This window comes from Arthrobacter sp. EpRS71 (assembly GCF_001512285.1).
Classification (GTDB): domain Bacteria; phylum Actinomycetota; class Actinomycetes; order Actinomycetales; family Micrococcaceae; genus Arthrobacter.
Genome location: NZ_LNUV01000004.1, coordinates 375,081 through 390,314, shown reverse-complemented (window position 1 = coordinate 390,314; position 15,234 = coordinate 375,081). Strand labels below are relative to the sequence as shown.

Genomic DNA, 15,234 nt, shown 5'->3' with positions numbered 1-15,234 from the left:
GCGCTACTTTTCCTTGGTAATCAGCAGTTCATGCGCTCCTGCAGTTGCGGCGCCCATGGATTCAACCACTGCTTTGGTTCGCTGATGAGTCTCGGCATCGGCCGCTGGGGTGGCGCAGACTCCCTGAGGTGCATCGCTGGCCACGGAGCACCAGCGGTAGGGATCCCGAACGATCACTGACGGCGCCCAAGCGAGGTCCGTGGCTGTCCAAACGCCGGCCGTGTTTTGGCTGAACTGCGCCCTCACCAGCAGGCCCTCGTTATTCAGGACATACCACGGTGACAATTCAGTGACACCGTTGCCGAGCCCGTAGACAATCCACGTGCCCTTGTACTTCTCGATGGGCAAAACGGAGTGAGTGTGGTGCCCGTAGATCATGGTGAACTGGCCACTGTCCACCAATGCGTGCGCAACCTCCTGCTGCTGGGCGTTGGCTTCACTGGCATATTCGTCACCGGCGTGCATGACACCCAGGACGATGTCAGCTCCAAGCGCCTTGGCCTGTTTTGCTTTCGCGATCATGGCCGCTGGATCCAGTTCGTCAACCAGCCATGGATACTGCGGAATCTGACCGTTGTGGCCGTACGTTCCAATGATGACGGCCACTTTGGCTGCGTCCGTCTGGAGCATGAGTATCTCCTTGGACGCCGCCTCCGTCCGGTAGGAACCCGTGTGTTTCAGGCCGGCCGAGTCCAAGGCATCCAGCGTCCTCAGCAAGCCTTCGGTCCCACGGTCAATGGTGTGGTTGCTGGCCGTCGTGCAGGCTTTGTAACCGACGTCCTTGGAGGCAGCGATGATTTGCGGCGGCACGTTGAATGACGGGTAGGCGGAGAACGGCCCTTCCGGGGTTGCAACCGGGGTTTCCTGATGGCAGATGGCGAGGTCGCTGTTGCGGATGTAACGGCGCTGGCCTTCGAGAAGCGGCACGAAAGTGTAGCCGGACTGACCCGCCGCCGCTGCGTCAGCTCTGGCTTGTTGCCAGAGTTGGGTGTGAACCAGCATGTCGCCTGTCACCGTGATGGAAGTGCAGCGTAGCTCCGGACAAGCCGGACCTGTGCCGGGGGTGGGGTTCGGTGCGGGGGTGCGCGTTGGGCTGGGTGTCTCGGCTGAGGGAGCAGACGGTGCGCTGCTGCGGTTCGCGTCATCGTTTTCTGCGATCACACCGCAGGAACCCAAGGACACAGCCAAAGCCACGCCGCTCAGCACGATTGCGGCCTTGTGAGTACGGAACCGCCCCACGGAGAATGTGATTTTGCCCATGACTTTCATCCTATGGCGGAAGCACTTCGGAACCGGGCGTGCCGCTCTTGAGGACACGATTCTTACGTGAAAGAGTCACTTCATGACCAATCCACTCTTGAGCCCCAGCCCCTTGCCCTATGGGCTTCCGCCCTTCGCCGGCATTTCAACGGAGCACTATGCCGAGGCCGTGGAGGCAGGTTTGACCACGCATCTGAGTGAAATCGCCAGAATCGTGGACAACCCGGAACCAGCCACCTTTGAAAACACCGCAGTGGCCATGGAGCGGTCCGGACTGCTCCTCAACCGGGCTGCGGCAGCGTTCTTCACACTGGTTTCCGCTGATGCTTCCGACGCCATCAAGGCGTTGGAGATCGAGCTTTCACCCAAGCTCTCAGCACATCAGGACGCCGTGTATATGAACCGTGGGCTCTACGAACGGTTCGCAGCGATCGACACCACCGTTCTGGATGCGGAGTCGGCCCGGTTGGTGCAGGAGTATCTTAAAGAGTTCCGGCAAGCTGGAATTCAGCTTGAGGATGCCGGGCAACACCGCCTGCGCGAAGTCAACGCCGGGTTGTCACGCCTTGGCACCGAATTTGGACAGCGCGTCAAGGACGCCATGAAGTCCGCTGCACTGCTTCTTGACGACGCCGACGAGCTGGCCGGTCTGCAACCGGAATTGATCGCCGGCGCCGCGGAAGCTGCAAAGTCTGCCGGACACGAAGGCAAGTATTTACTCACCTTGATCCAACCCAGCAATCAACCCGCCCTGGCGTTTTTGGAGAACCGGAGCATCCGCCGTCGCCTTTACGAGGCGTCCTTGGCGCGAGGGGCTGCTGGCCCCTTGGACGTCCGTGACATGGTGAAGGCTACTGTCCGGTTGAGGGCGGAGAAGGCCGCTCTCTTGGGTTTCGCCAATTTCGCTGAGCTGGTGGTTGACCAGCAGACAGCGCCCGGGTTCAGTGAGGTCCAAGCGATGCTGGGTCACATGGCCCCCGCCGCTGTGCGGAATGCCCAATCGGAGGCAGATGCCTTGGCGGCAGCGGCCGGCCACGACCTTGAGCCCTGGGATTGGGCGTACTACTCTGCCCGGGTTCGCAAGGATAAATTCCAGGTGGATGAGCAGGCAATCCGCCCCTATTTCAGCCTTGAAACTGTACTCACCCACGGGGTCTTCCATGCGGCAACGCAGCTGTACGGGGTGACATTCCATGAGCGGGACGATGTGGAAGGCTACCACCCCGACGTCCGCGTCTGGGAGGTACGGAATGAAGACGGCACCGGGCTCGGCCTCTTCCTTGGCGATTACTACACCCGGGAGTCAAAGCGCGGGGGTGCCTGGATGAATTCCCTCGTGGAGCAGTCCAGACTGCTGGGCACCAATTCCGTGGTGATCAACAACCTCAACATCACCAAACCGGCGCCCGGCGAGCCAACACTGTTGTCGTTGGACGAGGTTCGCACTGTCTTCCATGAGTTCGGCCATGCCCTGCACGGCCTGTTTTCCAACGTCACGTATCCACGGTTCTCCGGAACGTCCGTGCCGCGTGACTTTGTGGAATACCCGTCCCAGGTCAACGAGATGTGGATCATGTGGCCTGAGGTATTGGCCAACTACGCACGCCACTACTCTTCCGGGGAAGTCCTCCCGCAGGACACCGTGGACAAACTCAACGAGTCCGTGCTGTGGGGAGAAGGATTCGCAACCACCGAATATCTGGGTGCAGCGCTCCTTGACCTCGCATGGCACGTGATCTCCGAGTCGGACGTGCCGGACGATGTTATCGCCTTCGAGGCCAAAGCCCTGGCGGACGCAGCAATCGCTCACCCGCTGATCCCACCGAGGTACCGGACGGGCTATTTCCAGCACATCTTCGCCGGCGCGGGCTATGCCGCAGGATATTACTCCTACATTTGGAGCGAGGTGCTGGACGCCGACACCGTGGAGTGGTTCAAGGAAAACGGTGGCCTGACACGCGCCAATGGGGACAGCTTCAGGTCTGAGTTGCTCTCACGGGGTAACAGCCGCGACCCGCTGGAGTCCTTCCGCGCCTTCCGGGGCCGCGACGCCGTGCTGGAGCCCCTCCTCAAGCGGCGGGGACTGCGTTAGTACGACGCCGGGCCGGTCACCTTGGAAGGTGACCGGCCCGGCGTCGTACTGCTTTTTGCTTTTACCAGCCGCGCTCTGCGAGGCGGTGGGGCTGGGGGATGTCGTCAACGTTGATACCGACCATTGCTTCGCCGAGGCCACGGGAGACCTTGGCGATCACATCGGGATCGTCATGGAACGTGGTGGCCTTCACCACGGCGGCAGCGCGCTCTGCCGGGTTGCCGGACTTGAAGATCCCGGAACCGACGAACACGCCGTCCGCGCCGAGCTGCATCATCATCGCAGCATCAGCCGGGGTAGCAATACCGCCGGCGGTGAACAACACCACCGGGAGCTTACCCGTGGCGGCAACTTCCTTGACCAGCTCGTACGGGGCCTGCAACTCCTTGGCCGCAACATACAGCTCGTCCTCGGGAAGGGCAGCCAGCTTGGCGATCTCCGAACGGATCTTGCGCATGTGGCCGGTGGCGTTGGAAACATCGCCGGTACCGGCCTCGCCCTTGGAACGGATCATCGCCGCGCCCTCATTGATACGGCGCAGCGCCTCACCAAGGTTAGTGGCACCACACACGAACGGCACGGTGAAGTTCCACTTATCGATGTGGTTGATGTAGTCCGCCGGGGTCAGGACCTCGGACTCGTCGATGTAGTCAACACCGAGGGACTGCAGGACCTGGGCTTCGACAAAGTGGCCGATCCGGGCCTTGGCCATCACCGGGATGGACACGGCAGCGATGATCGCATCGATCATGTCCGGATCCGACATGCGGGACACGCCACCCTGGGCGCGGATATCGGCCGGGACACGCTCGAGCGCCATGACAGCGACGGCACCGGCATCCTCAGCGATGCGGGCCTGCTCGACGTTAACGACGTCCATGATGACGCCGCCCTTGAGCATCTCCGCCATGCCCCGCTTAACACGGCTGCTGCCCGTGACGCTGTTCGCGGACGAACCGGCTTCGTTGCTTACATCTGGTGTAGACACAAAAACCCCTATGGGTAGATAAACGACCTTCATGCCGGAGGCGCGCGCAGCCACACGACCGCAATCAGCGCACACCGGGTTTCAGGTCAAGGTGACCAAGTACTAGTAATAGTAGTCGCACCTTGCCTGCGGACAGTACATTCGTTACTGCCTTGGAGGGCAACAAAGCGGCCTTTGGTAGGTCAGGTGCACAACCAGGGCAGAGCGACTTTGGTCGGTTGCCAGTTCCCCCGCACAGCGATACTTCCTAGGCGTTAGGCTGCAGCAGTTCCGTCAGCTTCGGCCATGGCTTGCCGCCTGACGGTGGACATCCGCTGAACGATGGTGATGATGCTCGCCAGAGCAAGCAGGATCAGGGTTACGAACAACGCAACCGGCGGGAGGCCCAATCCCGTAAGCCCGGCGATGAGCAGCACGGATGCCAGGCGTTCTGCTCGCTCAGCGATTCCCACGCTCGCCTGGTAGCCCAAGGACTCCGCCTTGGCCCGGGCGTAGGAAACAACCATTCCAAGAACCAGACAGATAACGGCAGCAGCAGCAATGGCAGGATCTTCACCTCCGGTGAAAAACCAAATGGTGAGGCCCGCGAAAATGGCACCATCCGCGAGCCTGTCCAGCGTGGAATCCAGGAAGTTACCCCAGCCACCGCTGCGGCCCTGCAGCCTCGCCATGATTCCGTCCACCACGTCCGAGAACGCGAAGAACGCGATCACCACCGAGCCCCACCAGAGGAAGCCCAAGGGGTAGAGGACGAGTCCGCCCAATATCACCCCTGCGGTCCCTGCAATGGTCACGGCGTCCGGAGACACACCGATCCTGAGGAGCCAACGCGCTAAAGGGGTAAACAGTGAAGTGAAGAAGCCGCGCGCATGCCTATTGAGCATTCGACTCCCCCGGCCAGGCTTCGGCCACGAGTTTGCGGACCTCATCGAGCGTCTGCGTAATGGCCTTGGTCTGGGCGATGATGGGGAAGAAGTTTCCGTCCCCACCCCAGCGCGGAACAACGTGCTGATGGAGATGCGCGGCGATTCCCGCGCCCCCGGTCACGCCTTGGTTCATGCCAAGGTTGAAGCCGCTGGGGTTGGATACCTTCCGCAACACCCGCATGGCTGTTTGCGTGAGGTCTGCAAACTCCGCCGTCTCCTCCACGGTGATGTCCGTGTAGTCGGGCACGTGGCGGTAAGGGCAGATCAACAGGTGCCCTGGGTTGTACGGGAACAGGTTGAGGACCACATAGCAGGTCCGTCCCCGGTGGACGATGAGGGATTCCTCGTCAGTGCGTGTGGGCCCTACACAGAACGGGCAGTCATCCTTGTTCTTGAATTGATCCTGCCCGCCCTTGATGTAGGCCATGCGGTGCGGAGTCCACAGGCGCTGGAAAGCGTCCGGAACGCCCGCGAGTCCGAAGTCATCGGTTACGTCGGCATCGCCGGGAATGCCGGGGGCCGCGCCTGTGTTCTCCTGCACCGTCTCTGTGTCCGTTCCGTCAGCTCTCGCGGTTCTTGACGGCATCCACGATCCTGCGGACCGCCTCTGCCACCGGCACGCCGTTGTCCTGGCTGCCATCCCGGAAACGGAACGACACGGCTCCCGCCTCGGCGTCCTCACCTCCGGCAATCAGGACGAAGGGGATCTTGTCCTTGCTGGCCGTACGGATTTTCTTGGGGAAGCGATCTGATGAGACATCAACCTCAGCCCGGATTCCAGCGGCCTTCAGCTGGTCCACGACGTCGAACATGTAGTCGTTGAAGGTCTCGGCCACTGGAATGCCAACAACCTGGACGGGCGAAAGCCATGCCGGGAAGGCGCCTGCGTAGTGCTCGGTGAGAACACCCATGAAACGCTCCACGGAACCGAAGAGTGCGCGGTGGATCATGACGGGCCGCTGGCGGGTGCCGTCGGCAGCCTGGTACTCCAGTTCGAAGCGCTCAGGCAGGTTGAAGTCCAGCTGGATGGTGGACATCTGCCAGGTCCGTCCCAGTGCGTCCTTCGCCTGAACAGAGATCTTGGGGCCGTAGAATGCTGCTCCACCCGGGTCCGGAACCAGTTCCAGGCCCGAGGCTGCCGCAACCTCGGAAAGAGTGCGCGTGGCCTCTTCCCAGGCGGCGTCGTCGCCCACAAACTTTTCTTCGTTCTTTGTGGAGAGTTCCAGGTAGAAATCATCCAGGCCGTAATCCTTGAGGAGGCCCAGGACGAAGTTCAACGTGGTGGTGAGTTCGTCCTTCATCTGTTCACGCGTGCAGTAGATGTGGGCGTCGTCCTGTGTCATGCCACGTACGCGGGTCAGTCCATGAACAACACCGGACTTCTCGTAGCGGTACACCGAGCCGAATTCGAACAGGCGCAGCGGCAGTTCACGGTAGGAACGGCCACGCGACCGGAAGATGAGGTTGTGCATGGGGCAGTTCATCGGCTTCAGGTAGTAGTCCTGTGCCGGCTTGCGAACCGTGCCGTCTTCGTTGAATTCGGCGTCCACCTGCATTGCAGGGAACATGCCGTCTTTGTACCAGTCAAGGTGCCCGGAAACCTCGTAGAGGTGTCCCTTGGTGATGTGGGGCGTGTAGACGAACTCGTAACCGGCGTCCACGTGGCGCTGGCGGGAGTAGTCCTCCATGGCCTTGCGGATGATGCCGCCCTTGGGATGGAACACGGGCAGGCCGGAGCCGAGCTCGTCCGGGAACGAGAACAGGTCCAGCTCGACGCCGAGCTTGCGGTGGTCGCGGCGCTCGGCCTCAGCGATGCGTTCCTGATAAGCCTTGAGTGCTTCCTTGGTGGGCCAGGCTGTTCCGTAAATGCGCTGCAGCTGCTGGTTGTTCTGGTTACCCAACCAGTACGCAGCTGATGAGCGGGTCAATGCGAAAGCGTTGGCAATGATCTTGGTGTTGGGCAAGTGCGGGCCGCGGCAGAGATCGCACCAGACACTCTCGCCGCTTTTCCTCTCCACGTTGTCGTAGATGGTGATGTCGCCAGCGCCGACCTCAACGTTGACGCCCTCAACGGCATCGCTTGCATCGTTCTTCTTGCCCAGCAGTTCCAGCTTGTAGGGCTCGTTGGCCATGGCTTCGCGGGCTTCTTCTTCGGTGACCACGCGGCGTACGAACTTCTGGTTCTGGTTGATGATCTTTTGCATCATCTTTTCCAGCTGGCGCAGGTCTTCCGGGGTGAACGGCTCAGCAACGTCAAAGTCGAAGTAGAAACCGTCCGTGATGTACGGGCCGATGCCGAGTTTGGCATCGGGGCGCAACTGCTGCACGGCCTGGGCCATGACGTGGGCTGTGGAGTGACGGAGCACGTTGAGGCCATCAGGAGATTCGATGGTGACGCCTTCGATCTCGGCGTCGGCCGGCAAGACTTGATCGAGGTCTTTCAGCACACCATTGACACGGGCTACTACGACGTCGCGGCGCTCGAAGAAGAGTTCCGCGCCGGTAGTCCCTTCCGTCACCTTGGTCTCTTCGCCATCGACGATGAGGGTGATCTGTTGGGCATCTGACACGGGTGTCTCCTATTCATAGTTAAAGGCTTCATAGCTTGTGGCGTACGGGGACCACAGCCAGCCACCGTCAATCGTATCTGCTTCAGCGAAGGCGGCCAAAGCAGCGCGCCGACGCTGGATTCAGCTGCCCAAACCGGTGATCGCGAGGTTCCTGGAGATGCCGTGAAGGGGGCCTTGATGAGTAAATTCATCAGGAAGGACACCTCCGGCCGGAAAGAGTTCTGCAGAGGGCAGCGTTTCCGGACGGCTAAGGTCCCATGCTTTGTTGGCACTGAGGCTGATTCCCTTGGGGCCCGTCCTCCTGGTGGTTCCACGGATCAGCAGCATCCGGGTACCAAACAGCAAGGGTCCGGATTCTTCCTGGGCCTCGTGGAAAAACACAGAGTCCACGCAGCCGGTGCCGTCGTCGATGCTGATGAAGACCACACGTCTTCCCCCACGCATGGGCGGGGTTTGGGTGGCGATCCGAACTCCGGCCACCAGGACTTCGGTCCCGTTGCGTAGGCCCAGGAGTTTGTCAGCTGTGGTGACCCCCAGCTTGTCCAGGAGTGCCCGGTGGCTGTCCATGAGGTGTTGGCTGACATCCACGGCCATGAGGTCAAGCTCGGCCCTGACGTTCTCCACCATGGTTGGTTCGGGAAGTTCAGGAGCCAGATTCCGTAGCTCCACGTCGCCCAGGGCGAACGCCAACTGTCCTTCGATGACATCCGTGGGCTTCCTTGCGGGGCTGCTTTGGAGCGCCTGAAGGTGTTGCACGAGGTCTGCCCGGTTCGCTTTTCCCCCGGAATCTTTGTGCAGGGAATCAAAGGCGCCCAGTTGAGCAAGCCTTTTGATGTTCGGTTTGCTGACTTTCGCCCGCGCCCGGAGGTCAGCCAAGGAATCGAAGGGCTGCCCTGCCACGATTCTCTTGAGTTCTGCCCCCGAAAGCCCATAGATCCCAGTGAGGCTCAGCCGGATGCCAAGCTTGCCTCGATCAGGCCCGCCCTGGATCTTTTCAACCCGGTATTCGGCATGGCTCCGGTTGATGTCCAAGGGCAGGATGGGGATTCCGAGCCTTCGGGCTTCAGCCACCAACAGTCGCTTGGGATACATCCCGGGATCGTGTTCCCAGAGCCCGGCAAGAAAGGCTTCCGGATGGTGGGTTTTCAGCCAGGCCGATTGATAGGTGGGCACGGCAAAGGCGGCTCCATGGGCTTTGCAAAACCCAAAGCTGCCAAATGCTTTCAAGGTGCCCCAGACCTTGTCCACAACCTCTGGAGAGTATTTCTTGATCGCGTCGCGGCGGAATTGCCTCTCCACTTCAGGCTCGTGCACTTCATCACCCAAGGCACGACGGAACTCGTCCGCCCTATCCAAGCCACAGCCGGTCATGACATGAAAGGTCTTCAGGATCTGCTCATGGAAGACAGTGACCCCATGAGTCTCCTGCAGCACAGGCTTCAGGTCCGGATGGGGGTAGACCTCCGGGGCGAACCCATGCCGGTGTTCCAGGAAAGGACGGACCATATCAGATTTCATGGGTCCAGGACGGAACAGCGAGATGTCGATGATGAGGTCGTTGAATTCCCTGGGCGCCATCTTCCCAATGAGCTCCCGTTGGCCGGGTGATTCGATCTGGAAACAACCAAGTGTGTGGGTGCTCCGGATCAACTCATAGGTTGGCTCGTCGTCGAACGGCACAGCGTTGAGGTCGATCCTCCCGTCGTCGGCAATGAAGTCCGGTCCGGAGCCACCAGGCTCCACCTGATGCCTGCCCGCCGCCACAACTTCTGCCTTTGAGGGATGCAAGCGAATGACCTCACGCACAGCAAAGGCCATGGCGCTTTGCATCCGCACCCCCAGGACATCGAGTTTGAGCATCCCCATGGGGTCCATGTCATGTTTATCGAATTGGCTCATGGGCAGACCCAACCCGCTGGGCTGGACGGGAGTTCGATCCAGGAGCGTGGCATCTCCCAAAATCACGCCGCAAGGATGCATGGAGATATGCCGGGGCAGGCGATCCAGCCGTTCGGTAAGATCCACCAACAAGTCCAACTGCTGGTTTTCCTCCACCGCACCTTGCTCCACCCGCCCGGCAAAATTCCGAAGCTCAGGTTTCTCCACCAGCGCTTCCCGGAACTTGCGGGCAGAGAATCTCCACAGTTGCTTGGCAATTTCACCGATTTCTTCGTCCGGCATCCCCAGGGCCATCCCTGCGTCACGGACTGCGCCCCTTGCCCGGTAACCGTTTTGCATGCTCATGAGGGTGACCCGCTCGGCGCCGAATCGATCAAAGATCCTGCGGTAGACGTTGTGCCTTTCGGCACTTTCAACGTCGATATCAATGTCAGGAAGGGTTGACCGGCGTCCCGATAGGAACCGTTCAAAAATGAGGTCGTGGCGGATGGGATCAACCTGGCTGATATCGATCAGGTAATTGACCAGGCTGGAAGCGCCGGACCCCCTGGCAGCAACCCTGACACCCATATCGAGGATCATCCTGGACACCTCAGCCACCGTGAGGAAGTAGGAAGCAAAACCCAGTTTGGCTATGATCCCGAGCTCATGCACCAGCCGCGAGCGCACCCGCTTCTCCGTTTCCCCGTTGATGCCGGGGAACCGTTTGGTGATTCCGGCTTCGCAGCGCTGAGTAAGTTCCACCATGGGATCGCGGTCGATGCCGATGATGGAGGCTTCCGGGACTACTGGTTTCTTCCATCCCATGTCCAGGATGGGATCGATGCGGCATTTGTCGGCGAGCGCCTCGGTGTTGGCGAGCAGTTTGTTGAGGTCGGCTTTGCCTTGGCCTGCCGCGTTCATGATTTCTTTGCCGAGTTGGACCATGTGGTGTGCGTTTTTCAGCCAGCCCTGCCCTGTCGGTTGGAGCATGGGTGCGGCTGAGAGTTCGGGAAGGGATTTGAGGGTGCGTGCGGAGTCGAGGACGTCGGCGGTTGCAGCTCCGTCTTGGGCGCAGTAGCGGACGGCGTTGCTGAGGATGGCGGGGATGTTATGTTCCAGCGCAAGCTTGAGCATTCGTACTGCATGGGCGGTACTCAGCGGTTCTCCGGGTGCACTGAGGTGGGAAACTGCTTCGGCCACGATGGTTCCCGGTGGCATGGCGTCGATCCATTGCTTGAAAAGGGTCCTGGGCCGGAGGTATTTACGTCCACCCATGGCTTGGCCAACATCAGAGTCGGGTCCGATCAGGACTGTCAGCACTGGCTTGAGAGTTGTGGGATCAAGGGTTCTTGATGCCAGCTCTCCCCTGGTTACTGCCACGGGGACCACTCCCCCGGCTTTTCCTGAGGTCCTTGCGTGCGCGTCGGAGACCAGGCGGCAGAGCGCCTTGTAGCCAGCACCGTTGTTGTTGCCGTGGGCGAGGACGACGACGCGGCCCGCGACTTGGGTGCGGTGGTCGCCGTCGTCGTCGAAGACTGCCAGGTCAACACCGACGATGGGGTCGATGTTTGCTTCCATGCAGGCTTTGAGGTGTTTGATGGTGCCGTACAGGCCGTCACGGTCTGTGCAGGCGAGCGCCGTGGCGCCGTCCGCTGCGGCGGCTTGGGCGAGTTCTGCGGGCCAGGAGACGCCGTAGTGTGCGCTGAAGGCTGTGGAGACGTGCAGGTGGGTGAAGCTCAAGGTTTCACGCTGCTTCGTCGGGTTCTACTGCACGTGCTGGTGCGGCGTCGTGGATGCGCAGGAGTCTCCACCGTCCGCTGCCCAGGTGCCGGACCAGATCGAGGGTGATGGAGTGGCTGGTTTCCGGTTCAGCGGAGGAGGGCAGCAGTTGTACCCGCCAGATCTCGTGATCAACCAGGCCGGCTCCGCTTCCCAAGGGTGCGCGGCTTTCTTCAAGCCACCATTGACGTCGTTCGTACCAGCGCACAGGTTCGTTGGCGACTGTGTACTGGGTGCCTTTCCATTGGACTTCCTGCGGCTGGCCTGCGTCTGTGCAGCTCACGCTGATTGGTTCACTGAACAGCCCCATATTTTCACCTCTTCGCGCCTGAAAACTTATTCGAAAGTATGTTCGAATAATTCAGTTTACGCCGCGATCTGGGCAAAACCTATCCATGGATCAGGTCGTCGCCAGCCCACGGGCCCCTACGTACCGCTCCGAGCGCCGGTCCACTTGGAACGCTTGCCCACCTGCTTCACCAGAGCATCGCGCCAAGGTTGCGCACCCTGGGCAAGGGCTACGCCACCCATGAGCGAAGAAGCCACTCGCAGTAGTTGGGTGCGCACCACCCGTTCCCGGTTATAGGCTGCGAGCGCTTCCTTCAAGGGCTGCTCGTTCAGCAGCTTGCCCAGGTTCACAGCATCGATCAGAGCTTCGCAGGCACCCCGGCCAAGATTGGGGGTCATGGCGTGTGCGGCGTCCCCGAGTAACACCACCTTGCCCTGCGCATAGCGCCTGAGGGGAGGTGCAGTCCAGATCCGCTGGGCCAGTGAATTGCCCGGAGCTGCCGTGGAAAGAACACTCAGAACAGCTGGTGAGTATTCCGCATACCGGGTCCGTGTGACCTCGAGTGCTTCTGCGACATCAACCCTGTCCGGACCAAGGGCAGATCTGAAGGAGGCATACCAGTTGGTTCCATCACCCGCGGGTGCCAAGCCAAAAATCTCGCCCCTCCCCCAGTACTCGCCAATGTCTTCAGCGGAGGGGGTTCCGGGAATGACTCCGCGGACAGCAAGGAATGGGGTAGGCCTGGCAGCACTGCGCTGGCCCCAAAAGTCGCGTCGGACAATGCTCTTGACCCCATCCGCACCCACAGTCAGCCAGGCGCCGGACGGTAGGCGGTCCACACGCCCGGTCACCCTGGACACCGTGTCCGGAACTGCAGAGTCAAGCAGCCTCAGTAGTTCGGGCCGGGACACTCCCACCAACCCCTCTCCCTCCATGGAGAGCATGGGATCCCCGGAGGGGCTGCGGAGGGCTCCGGCCTTGATGATGGACCCACGACTCCTCACGGCCCCCAGGATCCCCAGCTCGGCCAAGGCCCTTTGGGCAGCCGGCCACATAGCCAGAGTTGTCCCGACTGCCGGGAGTTCAGGGCGTTGCTCATACACGGTGACGTCAAACCTGCCCGGGTCCAGCCTCCCAGCGAGCGCCAGACCGGCAATTCCTCCACCAATGATGTCCACTCTTTCCATGAGCACACTGTACTACTACATTTGTAGTGGTGATAGGGGGTGAAGCTAGACTTTCGCCATGCCAGACCGACGAACTCAACTTGCCGATGCCGCGCTCGCCGTCGTCTCCGCCAAGGGCCTCAAGGGACTGACCCACCGGGCCGTCGACGCCCAAGCCGGCGTCGCCGTCGGAACTACCTCGAACTATTTCCGCAACCGTGCCGCGCTGATGGGCGCCGCCGTCGACCGCGTTGAAGAACGTGACCGCCTCCTGCTGCAGCAAGGCGGAACGAACATCCCGACGTCGGTAGCCACGTTGGCGGAGCAGATCGCCGGAGCGGTCATGGGACTCGCGCGGGAAAACGCCGAACTCACCCGGGCCCGGTTCGTTTTCGCCCTCGACCAACCCGAAGTGGTCGCTGCCGGACACGAGCGGCTGGTACAGGCCCTGGCGCAACTGCTCGAGTCAATGGGCATAGCTGAAGCACGCAGCCGGGCGGAAGCAATCTCCGACTACAGTGACGGCCTGGCCCTCCACCTGCTGACAGCCAGGAAAGGGCAGGACATTGACACCGCCGCAGTGGCACGCAGCATCCTGCGCCTCCTGGAGGGCTGAAAGTCAAGGGGTGGACGGCAGCCTGTCCACAGAGCAGGATTGTGGAATGAGCACCAATGACGCACTCCTGAAGCAGGTCAACATCTCCGCCGAAGAAGACAACCTTGTGGCAAGGTTCGAAATCGACGGCAACATACCAGGCTCCGGCGCTTACGTCGTGGGCCTTGTTGCTGCCAGCGAGGACTATTCCTCACAACGCAGGCTCGGCATCGAATTCATGAACGGCGAGGCGATCTCGTTCTACTCCTTCAACCACTCCCTCAGTGCCGAGGAAAACTATGACATCAAGGGCGTGGAGCACTCGGGCAACGTCATCACGGGCAACTTTCCCATGTCGGCCATCCATGGGCTGAGCAAGGGTCACGTCATGACGGGCTTCAGCGAAGCGGACGGACGGGAGTTCCAGTCCGGAGTACCGGTCACCGAGGCGCTCTAAGTTCTAAGCTCTAACCTCTAGAAAAGGCCTTCCACCGGCTCAATGAGTTCCGGTGAATTGTTCCGGACATTTCCCACCGCGGCACCCACCGGGTCCAGTGTCCACGCAGCTGCGGCATCGTGTGCCCTGGAGCGGACCAGCTCCACCAGCCCTTCGGCGTCCTTCTCGCGCGGATCCAACCAGGCTTCCATTGTCTCTCTGCTCATAGGCAAAGGAACACGGTCATGGAGGGCGGTCAGTTCATCAAAAACTGAAGCGCTGCGCCGGGACCTGGCCGACTCGGCCGTAGGGGTGTCCGCGGTCAGGATGGACATGGACAACAACCAACGGGCAGGGTCATCATCAGAAGCTGACTGGTCACGCCACCACTCGTACAAGCCTGCGAAGACCAAGCCTTGGCCATCTCCCGGGTGCACGTAATACGGCTGCTTGTTCTTGCCCTCGCCCTTCTTCCATTCGTAATAGCCATCAGCAGGAACCGCGCAGCGCCTGGCCACCGCGGCCTTCTTGAAGGAAGGCTTCTCCAACAGTGTCTCGCTTCGAGCGTTGATCAGCCGGGCACCGCCCTTGGAATCCTTCGCCCACGAGGGCACCAGCCCCCACTTCGCCACATGGAGCTGCCGTTTCACGTCCTCGTCAATCAGCCTCTCCAACACGATGGGAACGGCATCAGTCGGAGCCACATTCCAGGATTTCTCCAGGGCAATGTCCTTCTCGAGTTCGGCGTCAAAATCGGCGAGCAGATCCCCCACCGCACGGGCCATCACATAACGTCCACACATGGCAACAGTCTGCCCTTTCCTCGCAGAACGCACCAGCACAGGCATGTGACGTAACCCTGCTTCGCGTCTGAACGGGAATTATTCGGACGCGGGTTACCGTTGATACCAACGAAAGATCCAGTGCACAACGAACCACAACCGAGGAGAGCTCTGTGGACTTCACTCCCGACTCCGGCACCATCACCATGTTCTCAACCACCTGGTGCGGTTACTGCAACCGCCTCAAGAAGCAGCTGGACGCCAAGGGCATCGGCTACACCGAGATCAACATCGAAGAAGTAGATGGCACTGCCGAACTCGTCGAGCAGCTCAACGGAGGCAACCGCACCGTCCCCACCGTGCTTTTCCCTGACGGAACCGCGGCCACCAACCCGTCCGCTTCCGAGGTTGAGAGCCGCCTCGCCGCGTAAACTGCCTCGGCCATGCTGTTGGGCCCGCACGGAATAATC

General features: G+C 60.9%; 13 protein-coding genes. 4 read left to right on the top strand and 9 right to left on the bottom strand.

The features are described from left to right. Positions 1-3 precede the first annotated feature (3 nt). A complete protein-coding gene (locus AR689_RS09290) occupies positions 4-1,269 on the bottom strand; it encodes a CapA family protein (RefSeq protein ID WP_062069408.1) in 1,266 nt (421 codons plus the stop codon). Positions 1,270-1,342: 73 nt separating this feature from the next. Between AR689_RS09290 and AR689_RS09285 the strand changes: the two genes are divergently transcribed. Next, positions 1,343-3,352, top strand: a complete 2,010-nt coding sequence (locus tag AR689_RS09285; protein WP_062069405.1) for a M3 family metallopeptidase — start codon at positions 1,343-1,345, stop codon at positions 3,350-3,352. Positions 3,353-3,413: 61 nt separating this feature from the next. Here the strand turns inward: AR689_RS09285 and pdxS are convergent, their stop codons facing one another. The 7 genes from pdxS to AR689_RS09250 all read right to left on the bottom strand — a co-directional run bounded on the left by pdxS (position 3,414) and on the right by AR689_RS09250 (position 12,978). After that, on the bottom strand, positions 3,414-4,340 hold the full coding sequence (gene pdxS / locus AR689_RS09280) for a pyridoxal 5'-phosphate synthase lyase subunit PdxS (protein WP_017197521.1): 927 nt from the start codon (positions 4,338-4,340) through the stop codon (positions 3,414-3,416). Positions 4,341-4,594: 254 nt separating this feature from the next. Then, positions 4,595-5,224, bottom strand: a complete 630-nt coding sequence (pgsA, locus tag AR689_RS09275) for a phosphatidylinositol phosphate synthase (RefSeq protein WP_062069402.1) — start codon at positions 5,222-5,224, stop codon at positions 4,595-4,597. Continuing rightward, positions 5,214-5,807 (bottom strand): HIT family protein, encoded by a 594-nt coding sequence (locus AR689_RS09270; protein WP_062069668.1) that lies wholly within the window; start codon positions 5,805-5,807, stop codon positions 5,214-5,216. The genes pgsA and AR689_RS09270 overlap by 11 nt, the downstream gene beginning before the upstream one ends. 19 nt (positions 5,808-5,826) lie before the next feature. Beyond that, a complete protein-coding gene (gene thrS / locus AR689_RS09265; protein WP_062069399.1) occupies positions 5,827-7,836 on the bottom strand; it encodes a threonine--tRNA ligase in 2,010 nt (669 codons plus the stop codon). Positions 7,837-7,956: 120 nt separating this feature from the next. Next, on the bottom strand, positions 7,957-11,457 hold the full coding sequence (locus AR689_RS09260) for a DNA polymerase III subunit alpha (RefSeq protein WP_062069396.1): 3,501 nt from the start codon (positions 11,455-11,457) through the stop codon (positions 7,957-7,959). A gap of 4 nt (positions 11,458-11,461) precedes the next feature. Continuing rightward, entirely contained in the window at positions 11,462-11,806 is a 345-nt protein-coding gene (locus AR689_RS09255) for a DUF6504 family protein (RefSeq protein WP_062069394.1), read from the bottom strand. A gap of 116 nt (positions 11,807-11,922) precedes the next feature. Next, positions 11,923-12,978 (bottom strand): FAD-dependent monooxygenase, encoded by a 1,056-nt coding sequence (locus tag AR689_RS09250; RefSeq protein WP_062069392.1) that lies wholly within the window; start codon positions 12,976-12,978, stop codon positions 11,923-11,925. Positions 12,979-13,030: 52 nt separating this feature from the next. Between AR689_RS09250 and AR689_RS09245 the strand changes: the two genes are divergently transcribed. Then, complete coding sequence (locus tag AR689_RS09245; protein ID WP_062069389.1) at positions 13,031-13,567, top strand: TetR/AcrR family transcriptional regulator; 537 nt, start codon at positions 13,031-13,033, stop codon at positions 13,565-13,567. Positions 13,568-13,613: 46 nt separating this feature from the next. Beyond that, positions 13,614-14,003: a hypothetical protein gene (locus AR689_RS09240; RefSeq protein WP_024816866.1), complete on the top strand. Its 390-nt coding sequence runs from the start codon at positions 13,614-13,616 to the stop codon at positions 14,001-14,003. A 17-nt stretch (positions 14,004-14,020) separates the two neighbouring features. Here AR689_RS09240 and AR689_RS09235 read toward each other — a convergent pair whose 3' ends face one another. After that, positions 14,021-14,767 carry an SOS response-associated peptidase gene (locus AR689_RS09235; protein ID WP_062069386.1) on the bottom strand — a complete coding sequence of 249 codons (747 nt, stop codon included), beginning with the start codon at positions 14,765-14,767 and terminating at the stop codon, positions 14,021-14,023. A gap of 170 nt (positions 14,768-14,937) precedes the next feature. Between AR689_RS09235 and AR689_RS09230 the strand changes: the two genes are divergently transcribed. After that, positions 14,938-15,195: a mycoredoxin gene (locus tag AR689_RS09230; RefSeq protein WP_018777778.1), complete on the top strand. Its 258-nt coding sequence runs from the start codon at positions 14,938-14,940 to the stop codon at positions 15,193-15,195. Positions 15,196-15,234 lie beyond the last annotated feature (39 nt).